General features: G+C 60.9%; 11 protein-coding genes. 3 read left to right on the top strand and 8 right to left on the bottom strand.

The window, feature by feature from the left end; translation table 11 throughout:
* Positions 1-100 precede the first annotated feature (100 nt).
* The 6 genes from tauC to KGB20_RS27325 form a co-directional block, all read right to left on the bottom strand.
* Complete coding sequence (gene tauC, locus KGB20_RS27300; protein WP_154910735.1) at positions 101-934, bottom strand: taurine ABC transporter permease TauC; 834 nt, start codon at positions 932-934, stop codon at positions 101-103.
* Complete coding sequence (tauB, locus tag KGB20_RS27305; RefSeq protein WP_154861255.1) at positions 931-1,725, bottom strand: taurine ABC transporter ATP-binding subunit; 795 nt, start codon at positions 1,723-1,725, stop codon at positions 931-933. The genes tauC and tauB overlap by 4 nt, the downstream gene beginning before the upstream one ends.
* 15 nt (positions 1,726-1,740) lie before the next feature.
* A complete protein-coding gene (tauA, locus tag KGB20_RS27310) occupies positions 1,741-2,718 on the bottom strand; it encodes a taurine ABC transporter substrate-binding protein (protein WP_154910734.1) in 978 nt (325 codons plus the stop codon).
* 254 nt (positions 2,719-2,972) lie between these two features.
* On the bottom strand, positions 2,973-4,556 hold the full coding sequence (gene gshA / locus KGB20_RS27315) for a glutamate--cysteine ligase (protein ID WP_154910733.1): 1,584 nt from the start codon (positions 4,554-4,556) through the stop codon (positions 2,973-2,975).
* Positions 4,557-4,863: 307 nt separating this feature from the next.
* Positions 4,864-5,247, bottom strand: coding sequence for a PaaI family thioesterase (locus KGB20_RS27320; RefSeq protein ID WP_150812039.1), 384 nt, complete (start codon positions 5,245-5,247; stop codon positions 4,864-4,866).
* Positions 5,247-7,571, bottom strand: coding sequence for a Tex family protein (locus KGB20_RS27325; RefSeq protein ID WP_154861251.1), 2,325 nt, complete (start codon positions 7,569-7,571; stop codon positions 5,247-5,249). Before KGB20_RS27325 ends, KGB20_RS27320 begins: the two co-directional genes overlap by 1 nt.
* Before the next feature lie 360 nt (positions 7,572-7,931).
* Here KGB20_RS27325 and ompR point away from each other — a divergent pair, with 360 nt between their 5' ends.
* Together ompR and KGB20_RS27335 are read left to right on the top strand one after the other, a co-directional pair.
* A complete protein-coding gene (gene ompR / locus KGB20_RS27330) occupies positions 7,932-8,672 on the top strand; it encodes a two-component system response regulator OmpR (protein WP_007983158.1) in 741 nt (246 codons plus the stop codon).
* A 115-nt stretch (positions 8,673-8,787) separates the two neighbouring features.
* The gene (locus KGB20_RS27335) at positions 8,788-10,101 is read left to right on the top strand and encodes an ATP-binding protein (RefSeq protein ID WP_090452519.1); all 1,314 of its coding nucleotides are present in this window, start codon (positions 8,788-8,790) and stop codon (positions 10,099-10,101) included.
* Between the two features lie 131 nt (positions 10,102-10,232).
* On the opposite strand, the gene rimK is transcribed toward KGB20_RS27335, so the two are convergent.
* Positions 10,233-11,138, bottom strand: coding sequence for a 30S ribosomal protein S6--L-glutamate ligase (gene rimK, locus KGB20_RS27340; RefSeq protein WP_007972871.1), 906 nt, complete (start codon positions 11,136-11,138; stop codon positions 10,233-10,235).
* Positions 11,135-11,596: an ATP-dependent zinc protease gene (locus KGB20_RS27345; protein ID WP_174245532.1), complete on the bottom strand. Its 462-nt coding sequence runs from the start codon at positions 11,594-11,596 to the stop codon at positions 11,135-11,137. The genes rimK and KGB20_RS27345 overlap by 4 nt, the downstream gene beginning before the upstream one ends.
* A gap of 234 nt (positions 11,597-11,830) precedes the next feature.
* Here KGB20_RS27345 and KGB20_RS27350 point away from each other — a divergent pair, with 234 nt between their 5' ends.
* On the top strand, positions 11,831-12,238 hold the full coding sequence (locus tag KGB20_RS27350) for an RNA-binding S4 domain-containing protein (protein ID WP_090452521.1): 408 nt from the start codon (positions 11,831-11,833) through the stop codon (positions 12,236-12,238).
* Positions 12,239-12,352: the final 114 nt, after the last annotated feature.

The raw sequence follows: 12,352 nt of genomic DNA on the forward strand, positions 1-12,352 counted from the left end.
GGAGCGGGCTTGCTCGCGAAGAGGGCGTGTCATTCAACATTTATGTCACGTGATACACCGCTTTCGCGAGCAAGCCCGCTCCCACAGGTTTATTCAGTAATCAGTGGGCCTGACCATGCCACGGCACCAGTTTGCGTTGCAGGGCACGCAGGCCAAGCTCCATTGCGAAGGCGATCAGTGCGATCACCAGAATCCCCAGTACCACCACATCGGTGACCAAAAACTGTGCGGCCGATTGCACCATGAAGCCCAGTCCGCTGGTGGCGGCGATCAATTCGGCGGCGACCAGCGTCGACCAGCCTACGCCGAGACCGATACGCACACCGGTCAGGATATCCGGCAAGGCACTCGGCAAAATGACGTGGCGAATCAATTGCACGCGCGTTGCACCCAGCGACTGCGCGGCACGCAGTTTGGCCGGGTCGACCGTACGCACACCGGTGGCGGTGGCAATGGCAATCGGGGCGAAGATTGCCAGGTAGATCAGCAGCACTTTCGACAATTCACCGATACCGCACCAGATCACGATCAGTGGCAGGTAGGCCAGTGGTGGAATCGGCCGGTAGAACTCGATCAGCGGGTCGAGCACACCGCGGGCGATACGGTTGGCGCCGATGGCGATTCCCACCGGCACGGCGGTGAGAATCGCAAACCCGAGGCCCAGTCCGATGCGGCTCAGACTCGCGCCCAGGTGCTGCCACAGGGTTGAATCCATATAACCCGAGGTCGCCAGTAGCCAGCCTTTTTGCAGCACGGCGGAAGGTGGTGGCAGGAACAGCGGCTCGATCAAGCCGGTCGCCGTCACGGCCCACCAAATGGCAACGAGAACGACCAGCGTCAGCACACTGATCCAGCGAGTGCTCAAACGGCGACTTGCCGGAATTACGGCTGAGCCTGGCGTTATCGCCGCGACGGGAATTTCGTAACTGCTCATGCGCGCTCCTGCCGCTGGGCGGCGCTGCGTTGGGAGAACACTTTGGCGAGTACGTGTTCGCGGGTTTCGATAAAACGCGGGTCGGACTTGATCGAGCGGGCCGACTCACCGGCGGCATAACGCTGACCGAAATCGAGGCTCAGGCGTTCGACGATTTGCCCCGGGTTGGGCGCCAACAGAATCAGGTCGGTGGCGAGGAACACGGCTTCTTCGATGTCGTGGGTGATCAGGAACACCGGCTTGGCGGTGCGTTGCCAGACCTGCAGCAACAGCTCCTGCATCTGCTCGCGGGTAAAGGCGTCGAGAGCGCCGAAAGGTTCGTCCATCAGCAACACGCGCGGGTCGGCGGCGAGGGCGCGAGCCAGACCGACACGCTGCTTCTGGCCGCCCGAAAGCTGCCAGATGCGGCGCTGTTCAAAACCGGACAGATCGACCAGGGCGAGCATTTCCCTGGCGCGAGCTTCGCGTTTTTCCCGGGCGATACCGGCCAGCTCCAGGCCGAACCCGACGTTGGCCAGCACGTCTTGCCATGGCAGCAGCGCGTCGTCCTGAAACACCACGCCGCGCTCGGCACTCGGGCCTTTGACGGGCACGCCGTCGAGGGTGATGCGCCCGGCGCTGGGTTCGACGAAACCGGCAATCAGGTTCAACAGCGAAGTCTTGCCACTGCCGGACGGGCCGAGGGCGACCAGCAATTGCCGGGGCCCCAGGCTCAGAGAGATATCCGCCAACACCGGTTCCGGGTTGCCGGGGTACTGTGCGCTGATGCGCTCCAGCTGTAGCAAGGCCATCGCGTTGACTCCCGATCAGTTGGTGATGAACTTGGCGCTGACGTACGGCGCGTAGTCCGGCAGCACGGCCTCGACCTTGCCTTGTTCCTTGAGGAACGCCGCGGTGTCGGTGATGGCTTTGGTGGTCGGTGCGCCGAGGGTGAGCACCTGGTCAGCCGCCAGCGGGTAGACGTTGCCTTGCAGCAGCAATGGAATGTCACTGGCCTTGGCACCAGACAGTTTTACCAGCTTGTCGACGTTGCCCTGATTGGCGAGCCAGGTGTGCGGGTCTTTGCGGTAATCGGCGTAGGCGTCCAGAGTCACTTTGGCGAACGCGGTGACGATCTCCGGGTGCTTCTCGGCGAAATCCTTGCGCACGATCCAGGCATCGAAAGTCGGTGCGCCGAACTTGGCCAGCTCGCCGGAGGTGATCAGCACTTTGCCGTTTTCCTTGGCGACACCGAGGGCCGGATCCCAAACGTACGTGGCGTCGATGTCACCGCGTTTCCAGGCGGCAATGATCGCGGGTGGTGCGAGGTTGAGAATGGTGACTTTCGACGGGTCGATGTTCCAGTGCTTCAGCGCGGCGAGCAGGCTGTAGTGGCCGGTGGATACAAACGGCACGGCGATTTTCTTGCCGATCAGGTCTTGCGGGGTCTTGATCCCGGAACCGTCGCGGGCGACCAAGGCTTCGGCGGCGCCGATCTGGGTGGCGATGAGGAAGGTTTGCACCGGGACTTTGCGGGTGATGGCCGCGGTCAGAGGGCTGGAACCGAGGTAGCCGATCTGCACGTCACCAGAGGCGATGGCGGCGATGATATCGGCACCGTTGTCGAATTTTCGCCAGCTGATATCGGCCTTGGTGGCCTTTTCGTAGGCGCCGTCAGCCTGGGCGACTTTCGCCGGGTCAACGGTGGTCTGATAGGCGACGGTGAAGTCGGCCGCCTGGGCAAAAAAACTCGCGGTAGCCAAGGACGCGGCCGCCAGCAAGCGTAGAGGGAAAGTCAGTTTCATCAGAAAGCTCCTTGTCAGGCGACCGAGTGTCGGCGTGAGAAAGAGACTAAATGATCTAAGAATTCGAAAATAAATAACTTTTTCGAATTAGCTTATGAGAGGACAACTTGAGGAGCGACCGCTACGCGGTCATCGCGAGCAAGCTCGCTCCCACAGTGGATCTTCGGTGTGAGCACAATCGTGCAAACACCATTGAACCTTGTGGGAGCGAGCTTGCTCCGGGCGGCGCTCCGACGATAAGGTCCGCAGGACCTTCAGTTACTGATCGCCAGAATGCTCGCTTGGTACGCTCCGACAAACACATCGAAATCACCGACTTCGTTCTGCTCCAGCTCAGCCTGCTGAGCCAGCGAAGAACGCGCCCGCTCTTCAAACTTCGCCTGTTCCTCAGCCGGCAACGGCTCGCTGCGGAAGAACTCGGCATGGGCCTGGCTCTGGCGCAGGGAGAACTGGGCAAAGCTTTCCTTGTGTTCGGCCATCGCCGCCAATACCTGGGCCGACGGTGTCAGGGACGGGTCCTGGACCTTGGCCATCTGGGCGTCCAGCGACTTGCTGTGGGCATCGCCGCCATGGCTCTGGTCGAGCATCGCCGCCAGAGGGGCGATTTTTTCCAGCAGCTCGCCGGCCCATTCCTTCAGGTCGACCGGCTGGCCATCCCGTTGCAGTTGCAGGCCCGGACGACGACCTTCCTTGACCACGCTGAGGAAGTTCGAAGTCGCGTTGCCACAACTGGTGCTGGTGAGCAGCGGGCTGTCATTGAGCGCGCAGTACAGCAGGAACGCATCGAGGAAGCGTGACTCGGTAAGGTCGATGCCCATCGGCAGGAACGGGTTGATGTCCAGGCAGCGTACTTCGACGTACTGGATGCCACGGGCCATCAGTGCCTGGATAGGGCGCTCGCCGGTGTAGGTCACGCGTTTGGGGCGGATGTTGGAGTAGTACTCGTTTTCGATCTGCAGGATGTTGGTGTTGAGCTGCACCCACTCGCCATCCTGGTGGGTGCCGACTTCGACGTATGGCGCATACGGCGTGGCCACCGCTTTGCGCAGGCTGTCGGTGTAGCTGTTCAGATCGTTGTAGCACGGCGTCAGGCCGGCCTGGGCGTTGCTCTGGTAACCCAGGTCGCTCATGCGCAGGCTGGTGGCGTACGGCAGGTACAAGGTCTGCGGGTCCAGTTGTTCCAACTGGTGCGAACGACCGCGCAAGAAGCCGGCGTCCAGTGCCGGCGAGGCGCCGAACAGGTACATCAGCAGCCAGCTGTAGCGGCGGAAGTTACGGATCAGCGCGATATAGGACGCCGACTGGAAGTCGCGGTCGGTGCCGACAAAGCCTTCGGCCTGCTTGAGCAAAGGCCAGAGTTTTTCCGGCAGGGAAAAGTTGTAGTGGATGCCGGCAATGCATTGCATGGTCTTGCCGTAACGCAGGGCCAGACCCTTGCGGTAGACGTACTTGAGCTGCCCGATATTGGACGTGCCGTAATAGGCGATCGGGATATCTTCCTCGGCCGGCAACGGGCAGGGCATCGATGGGCTCCACAGATACTCGTTGCCAAGCTTGCTGTAGGCAAAGCGGTGAATGCTGTCCAGGCTCGCCAGCGTATCGGCAGGATCGGGCAGGGCCGGGGTGATGAACTCCAGCAGCGACTCGGAATAGTCGGTGGTGATCTGTTCATTGGTCAGCGCGGAACCCAATTCTTCCGGGTGCGGCGTTTGCGCCAGGCGACCTTCATCGGTCACGCGCAGGCATTCACGTTCGATGCCGTGAAGGCACTGTTCGAGCAGAGAGTGGTTAGCGCGCTCGCCGAGCAGGGCCAGGCGGCGGTTGAGAAGTTCGCTCAAGTTGGATTCCTTCACGCGTCAGTCGCCCCAATATGGGGGTGGGCAAGACGGTCTACAAGGGTGAAGTTAAAACTGGCGTTTTCGCCTGGTTTTGGATCTCGCCGCAATCGATGTGGGAGTGGACCTGTGGCGAGGGGGCTTGCCCCCGTTGGGCTGCGAAGCAGCCCCAAAACCTCTGATGTTCCAAGATATTGTGAGTGCTACGCACTCAAACGGGGGCAAGCCCCCTCGCCACAAGCCCGCTCCCACAGGAAATTCCGACACTGTGGTCACAGCGCCGAAATTAACTCAATTTGATGACGACTAGCTACAGGACAGCGAACGTGCCTTGTGCTTTTGCGACCAGTTTGTCGCCCTGCGTCACATCAGCCTCGACCACCAACGTGCGGCGGCCTGGATGAATCACCCGTGCCGTGCACATCACCTCGCCGTCAGAGACGGCGCGAATGTAGTTGATCTTGCACTCGATGGTCGCGCTCTGCTGGTCAAAGCCGTGGGTGCTGGAACAGGCCAGCCCCATGGCAATGTCCACCAGGCTGAACAAGGCCCCGCCGTGCAGCTTGCCGCCGCGATTGCGCAGCTCCGGTTCCAGCGCCAGGGCGACTTGCGCCACCCCGGTTTCCAGGCTGTGCAAGCGGCAGCCCAGTAGCTTGAAAAACGCGCTTTCGGTCAGCCCGGCGGGAATGTCCATCAACGTTTCTTCAGCTGCTTGGCATTGGCGAACAGCGAAGCCATGGCGTTGTTGCTCGGGGTCGCTGCCGTGGTTTCCTTGCGCGGTGCGGTGTTCTGGGATTGGCGTGGCGCCGAACCCGGACGTGCGCCGCGGGCACCGTCGATTTTCTCGCCCGGGGTATCGCTCATGCGCATCGACAGGCCCACGCGTTTGCGCGGGATGTCGACTTCCATGACCTTCACTTTCACCACGTCACCGGCCTTCACCGCTTCTCGTGGATCCTTGATGAACTTCTCCGAAAGCGCGGAGATGTGCACCAAACCGTCCTGATGCACACCGATATCGACGAAAGCACCGAAGTTGGTCACGTTGGTCACCACGCCTTCGAGGATCATGCCCAGTTGCAGGTCCTTGAGGTCTTCGACGCCTTCCTGGAACTCGGCGGTCTTGAACTCTGGACGCGGGTCGCGACCGGGCTTTTCCAGCTCTTGCAGAATGTCGGTGACTGTCGGCAAACCGAAGGTTTCATCGGTGTACTTCTTCGGATCGAGACGCTTGAGGAACGCGGCATCGCCAATCAGCGAGCGAATGTCACGGTCGGTTTCGGCGGCGATGCGCTGAACCAGCGGATAGGCTTCCGGGTGAACCGCCGACGAGTCCAACGGGTTTTCGCCGTTCATGACGCGCAGGAATCCGGCGGCCTGTTCGAAGGTTTTTTCACCCAGGCGCGCGACTTTCTTCAAGGCTGCGCGAGTCTTGAATGCGCCGTGCTCATCGCGGTGGCTGACGATGTTCTGCGCCAGGGTCGCGTTGAGGCCGGAGATCCGCGCCAGCAGTGCCACGGAAGCCGTGTTCACGTCGACGCCGACGGCGTTCACGCAGTCCTCGACCACCGCATCCAGGCCACGGGCCAGTTTCAGCTGCGACACGTCGTGCTGGTACTGGCCGACACCGATGGATTTCGGATCGATCTTCACCAGCTCGGCCAACGGGTCTTGCAGGCGACGGGCAATCGACACGGCGCCACGGATCGACACGTCCAGGTCCGGGAATTCCTTGGAAGCCAGTTCCGACGCCGAGTAAACCGATGCGCCGGCCTCGGAAACCATGACCTTGGTCATTTTCATGGCCGGGTATTTTTTGATCAGTTCAGCGGCCAGCTTGTCGGTTTCGCGACTGGCGGTACCGTTGCCGATGGCGATCAGGTCCACCGAGTGCTTGGCGCACAGGGCGGCGAGCACGGCGAGGGTCTGGTCCCACTTGTTGTGCGGCACGTGCGGGTAAACCGTGGCGTGATCCAGCAGCTTGCCGGTGGAGTCGACCACGGCCACCTTGCAACCGGTGCGCAGGCCCGGGTCGAGGCCCAGGGTGGCGCGCGGGCCGGCCGGGGCCGACAGCAGCAGGTCGTGCAGGTTGTGGGCGAAGACGTTGATCGCTTCGGTTTCCGCGCCATCGCGCAGCTCACCCAGCAGATCGGTCTCCAGGTGGGTGTAGAGCTTGACCTTCCAGGTCCAGCGCACCACTTCACCCAGCCATTTGTCGGCGGCGCGGTTCTGGTTCTGGATGCCGAATTGCTGGCCGATCATGCCTTCGCACGGGTGCATGGTGCCCGGCAGTTCGTCGCCGACTTTCAGCGCGGAGCTGAGGATGCCTTCGTTACGGCCACGGAAAATCGCCAGCGCGCGGTGCGACGGCATGCTTTTGAGCGGTTCGTCGTGTTCGAAGTAATCGCGGAACTTGGCGCCTTCCTCTTCCTTACCGGCAATCACGCGGGCACTGAGGGTAGCTTCCTGCTTGAGGTAGCTGCGCAGCTTGTCCAGCAGGCCGGCGTCTTCGGCGAAGCGTTCCATCAGGATGTACTTGGCGCCTTCGAGGGCAGCCTTCACATCGGCCACGCCTTTTTCCGCGTCGATGAAGCGTGCGGCTTCGGTTTCCGGGCTCAGGGACGGGTCGTTGAACAGGCCGTCGGCCAGCTCGCCCAGGCCTGCTTCCAGGGCGATCTGGCCCTTGGTGCGGCGCTTCTGCTTGTACGGCAGGTACAAGTCTTCGAGACGGGTCTTGGTGTCGGCGAGCTTGATGTCGCGTTCAAGTTGCGGGGTCAGCTTGCCCTGCTCCTGGATGCTGGCGAGGATGCTGATACGCCGTTCGTCGAGTTCTCGCAGGTAGCGCAGGCGCTCTTCCAGATGACGCAATTGCGTATCGTCGAGGCTGCCGGTCACTTCTTTCCGGTAACGGGCGATGAAGGGAACGGTAGAGCCTTCATCGAGTAGCGCGACGGCCGCTTCGACCTGTTGTGGGCGTACACCGAGTTCCTCGGCGATGCGGCTGTTGATGCTGTCCATAAAACCACCTGACAAATTGTGAAAGCAGGCTCGCAGGCGCAGAGATAGGGCCTGGGCGAGTCTGGTTGAGCGGCCTGGCCTGCGCCGCTACCTGGATCAAAAGGTATCCCGTTGACCCGTGAAATCGAACAATTACTGCCGGCGCCATGAAAAAAATGGTGTCCGTCTGTAGTACCTGTCTGATGTTGCCTGACACAAAAGGCCGCGCATTATAACCAGCGTTCCGGCATTCGGGGACATCGCGGGTTGCAGGTGAAATGGCCGGTTTTCTGGCACTAAAGGAAAAATCTGCTAACAATGCACACGGTGCGTATAACGGCAGCTACGCCATAATGCGCGCCGAGATCAAAGGAGCATCCAATGAGCAGCACTGCACAAACTGCTGAAGGCGAAAAAATTCTTATTGTTGACGACGATCCTGGGCTCAGCAGCCTGCTGGAGCGTTTTTTCGTCAGCAAGGGCTACCGCGCCCGCGCCGTACCGAACACTGAGCAAATGGATCGCCTGCTGGCCCGCGAAGTGTTCAACCTGGTCGTACTCGACCTGATGCTGCCCGGTGAAGACGGCTTGACCGCCTGCCGCCGTCTGCGCGGCGCGAACAACCAGATTCCGATCATCATGCTGACCGCCAAGGGCGACGAGCTGAGCCGCATCAAGGGCCTGGAGCTGGGTGCCGACGATTACCTGGCCAAGCCGTTCAACCCCGATGAGCTGATGGCTCGCGTCAAAGCGGTCCTGCGTCGCCAGTCGGCTCCAGTGCCGGGCGCACCAGGCAGCGAAGACGAAAGCGTGACCTTCGGTGACTATGAATTGTCCCTGGCTACCCGCGAGCTCAAGCGCGGCGAAGAAGTGCACATGCTCACCACCGGTGAGTTCGCTGTACTCAAGGCCCTGGTGATGAACGCGCGTCAACCGCTGACCCGCGACAAATTGATGAACCTGGCCCGTGGCCGCGAGTGGGATGCCCTGGAGCGTTCCATCGATGTGCAGATTTCCCGTCTGCGCCGGATGATCGAGCCCGATCCGTCCAAACCGCGTTACATCCAGACTGTCTGGGGCGTGGGTTACGTGTTTGTACCGGATGGTACCGCCACCAAGTGATTGGCGATTTGTAGGAGCGGGTCACGCGGACATCGGATCAATCGATCCTGTCCGCAGACTCGCGATCCGCAATATGCGAGCATCGCTCGCTCCTGCAAGTGTTTAACGGTTATCCATGAAAACCCCCGTTTGGTTTCCCCAGAGCTTCTTCTCCCGCACCCTTTGGCTGGTGCTCATCGTCGTACTCTTCTCCAAGGCGCTGACCCTGGTTTATCTGCTGATGAACGAAGACGTGCTGGTGGACCGCCAGTACAGCCACGGTGTCGCCCTGACGCTGCGCGCCTATTGGGCTGCCGATGAAGAAAACCGCGGCAAGATCGCCGAGGCCGCGACCTTGATCCGGGTGGTGGGTGCCGGCGTGCCGGAAGGCGAACAGCACTGGCCTTACAGCGAGATCTACCAGCGGCAGATGCAGGCGGAGCTGGGTGCCGACACTGAGGTCCGGCTGCGCATGCATTCGCCACCGGCGCTGTGGGTCCGGGCGCCAAGCCTGGGTGATGGCTGGCTGAAAGTACCGCTTTATCCCCATCCGTTGCGCGGCCAGAAAATCTGGAACGTGCTGGGCTGGTTCCTCGCTATTGGCCTGCTGTCCACCGCTTCGGCCTGGATCTTCGTCAGCCAGCTCAATCAACCTTTGAAGCGTCTGGTGTATGCCGCGCGGCAACTTGGCCAGGGCCGCAGTGTGCGCTTGCCAATCAGCGATACGCCGAGCGAGATGACCGAGGTGTACCGCGCCTTCAACCAGATGGCTGAAGACGTCGAACAGGCCGGTCGCGAGCGTGAACTGATGCTGGCCGGGGTTTCCCATGATTTGCGCACGCCGTTGACGCGATTGCGTCTGTCCCTGGAGCTGATGGGCGATCACACGGACCTGACCGACGACATGGTGCGTGACATCGAAGACATGGATGCGATTCTCGATCAGTTCCTGGCGTTCATTCGTGACGGGCGCGACGAGTCGGTGGAAGAGGTCGACCTGAGCGACCTGGTCCGTGAAGTTGCCGCACCGTATAACCAGACCGAAGAAAAAGTGCGGCTCCGGCTGGAGCCTATCCAGCCGTTTCCGCTGCGTCGGGTATCGATGAAGCGACTGCTGAACAACCTGATCGGCAACGCGCTGCATCATGCCGGCAGCGGTGTGGAGGTGGCGGCGTATGTGTCCGGGGACACCAGCGCACCGTATGTAGTGCTGAGTGTCATGGACCGTGGTGCCGGAATCGATCCTTCGGAGCTGGAGGCGATTTTCAATCCGTTCACCCGCGGTGACCGTGCCCGGGGTGGCAAGGGCACCGGGTTGGGATTGGCGATCGTGAAGCGGATTGCTTCGATGCATGGCGGCAACGTTGAGCTGCGTAACCGCTCGGGCGGTGGGCTGGAAGCTCGGGTGCGGTTGCCGTTGGGGTTGCTGCTGCCGCGGGATGCCGTTTAAGGCCTGATTTTTTCAGTGGGGCTGACGGCCCCTTCGCGGGCAAGCCCGCTCCCACAGTGATTTTGGCTAAAACCCTGTGGGAGCGAGCTTGCTCGCGATGGCGGCATCCCTGCCGCCACAAGGCTTGAGGTTTAACCCTTCCCTTTGGTCCGAGTCATATTCGGCCCGCCATTCTTCTCCAGATGCTCAATGATGATCCCCGCCACATTCTTCCCGGTGGTGGTCTCAATTCCCTCCAGACCCGGCGACGAGTTAACTTCCATCACCAACGGCCCGTGATTGGAGCGCAGGATGTCGACACCTGCCACCGCCAGCCCCATGACCTTCGCCGCACGTAACGCCGTCATGCGCTCTTCCGGGGTGATCTTGATCAGGCTCGCGCTGCCGCCGCGATGCAGGTTGGAGCGAAATTCGCCGGGTTTGGCCTGGCGCTTCATCGCTGCAATCACCTTGTCGCCGACGACGAAGCAGCGAATGTCCGCACCACCGGCTTCCTTGATGTACTCCTGAACCATGATGTTCTGCTTGAGGCCCATGAACGCCTCGATCACCGATTCCGCGGCCGTGGCGGTTTCGCACAGCACCACGCCGATGCCCTGGGTGCCTTCCAGCACCTTGATCACCAACGGCGCACCGTTGACCATTTCGATCAGGTCGGGAATGTCATCGGGGGAGTGGGCAAACCCGGTCACCGGCAAGCCGATCCCGCGACGGGACAACAATTGCAGTGAACGCAGCTTGTCCCGCGAACGGGCAATGGCCACCGATTCGTTGAGCGGAAATACCCCCATCATTTCGAACTGGCGCAGCACTGCGCAGCCATAAAAGGTCACGGATGCACCGATCCGTGGAATCACCGCATCGAAACCCTCCAGCGGTTTGCCGCGGTAGTGGATCTGTGGCTTGTGGCTGGCGATGTTCATGTAGGCGCGCAAAGTGTCGACCACCACCATTTCATGGCCACGCTCGGTACCGGCTTCGACCAGACGACGGGTGGAATACAGACGCGGATTCCGCGACAGCACAGCGATCTTCATGCAACACCTGTGGAGGAGGTAGATACCGGGAACACCGGCTTGTCTTGTACGTACTTGATGCCCGGATTGACCACCAACTGGCCGTGAATCAGGGCTTTGGAGCCGAGCAGCAGGCGATAACGCATGGACTTGCGGCAGGCGAGCGTGAACTCGACCCGCCAGACCCGATCACCAAGGGCCAGGGTAGTGCTGATCACGTATCGCACCTGCGCGTGACCGTTTGAGCTTTTAATGGTTTTCATCGTCACCAGCGGTGCTTCGCAGCGTCGGTGGCGCAGTTGTACGACGGAACCCAGGTGGGCGGTAAAACGCACCCACTGCTCACCATCGCGCTCGAACAGCTCGATTTCGGTGGCGTGGAGGCTTGAGGTGCTGGCACCGGTGTCGATTTTTGCCCGAAGGCCGGCGACTCCCAAATCCGGGAGCGCCACCCACTCGCGCAGACCGACAACGGTCAAATGGTCAAATGTCTTCAATAGTGCTCAACCGGTAGAAACCGCTCGGGCCGCACGCGGCCGGATTCGCGGTATTCACGCAGAATAATGATTAAAAGGCGACAGATATCTACGGCCCGGATTTCCAGCCTCGCAAGGAGGTTATGGAATGTCAGCATTGTAATCCGAGACGGTGAAATTCTTGGTACGTCAGAAACGGTAGTACAGTTCACCAATATTTCAGAATGAGGAAATTCCATGGCACAAAAAAACGAAGAGGACGACAAAGTCCGCCTCGATAAATGGTTGTGGGCTGCACGATTCTACAAAACCCGCGCCCTGGCCAAAGCGGCGATTGAAAGCGGCAAGGTGCATTGCCGGGGCGAGCGCTGCAAGCCGGGTAAAGAGCCACGAATCGGCGATGAGTTCGTGATTCGCACCGGTTTCGAGGAGCGCACGGTGGTAGTCCTGGCACTGTCGATCGTTCGTCGCGGCGCACCGGAGGCGCAAACCTTGTATGCCGAAACCCTGGCCAGCATCGCCAAGCGCGAAGAGGCCGCAGCGCAAAGAAAGGCCGGAGCCCTGGGCGTGAGCACCGACGGTAAGCCAAGCAAGAAACAGCGGCGGGATTTGTTCAAGTTTCGTGGCAGCAGTAACGACGACTAATACAGATATTGCTCGGGCGAGTGCCGCGCACTCGCCAGGTTTCACCGCGCCTTCAGGCTCAGACTTGCAATTGACCCGGTGCGCATCCATATCTGTGCCTGGCCAGCAGTGCAT

The sequence above is a fragment of the Pseudomonas sp. BF-R-30 genome (assembly GCF_019956175.1).
GTDB classification, from domain to species: domain Bacteria; phylum Pseudomonadota; class Gammaproteobacteria; order Pseudomonadales; family Pseudomonadaceae; genus Aquipseudomonas; species Aquipseudomonas jessenii.

Bases quoted from the DNA above. Each gene is read 5' to 3' on its own strand.
- tauC (WP_154910735.1), bottom strand. From the start codon at position 934: ATGAGCAGTTACGAAATTCCCGTCGCGGCGATAACGCCAGGCTCAGCC.
- tauB (WP_154861255.1), bottom strand. From the start codon at position 1,725: ATGGCCTTGCTACAGCTGGAGCGCATCAGCGCACAGTACCCCGGCAAC.
- tauA (WP_154910734.1), bottom strand. From the start codon at position 2,718: ATGAAACTGACTTTCCCTCTACGCTTGCTGGCGGCCGCGTCCTTGGCT.
- KGB20_RS27320 (WP_150812039.1), bottom strand. From the start codon at position 5,247: ATGGACATTCCCGCCGGGCTGACCGAAAGCGCGTTTTTCAAGCTACTG.
- KGB20_RS27325 (WP_154861251.1), bottom strand. From the start codon at position 7,571: ATGGACAGCATCAACAGCCGCATCGCCGAGGAACTCGGTGTACGCCCA.
- ompR (WP_007983158.1), top strand. From the start codon at position 7,932: ATGAGCAGCACTGCACAAACTGCTGAAGGCGAAAAAATTCTTATTGTT.
- KGB20_RS27335 (WP_090452519.1), top strand. From the start codon at position 8,788: ATGAAAACCCCCGTTTGGTTTCCCCAGAGCTTCTTCTCCCGCACCCTT.
- rimK (WP_007972871.1), bottom strand. From the start codon at position 11,138: ATGAAGATCGCTGTGCTGTCGCGGAATCCGCGTCTGTATTCCACCCGT.
- KGB20_RS27350 (WP_090452521.1), top strand. From the start codon at position 11,831: ATGGCACAAAAAAACGAAGAGGACGACAAAGTCCGCCTCGATAAATGG.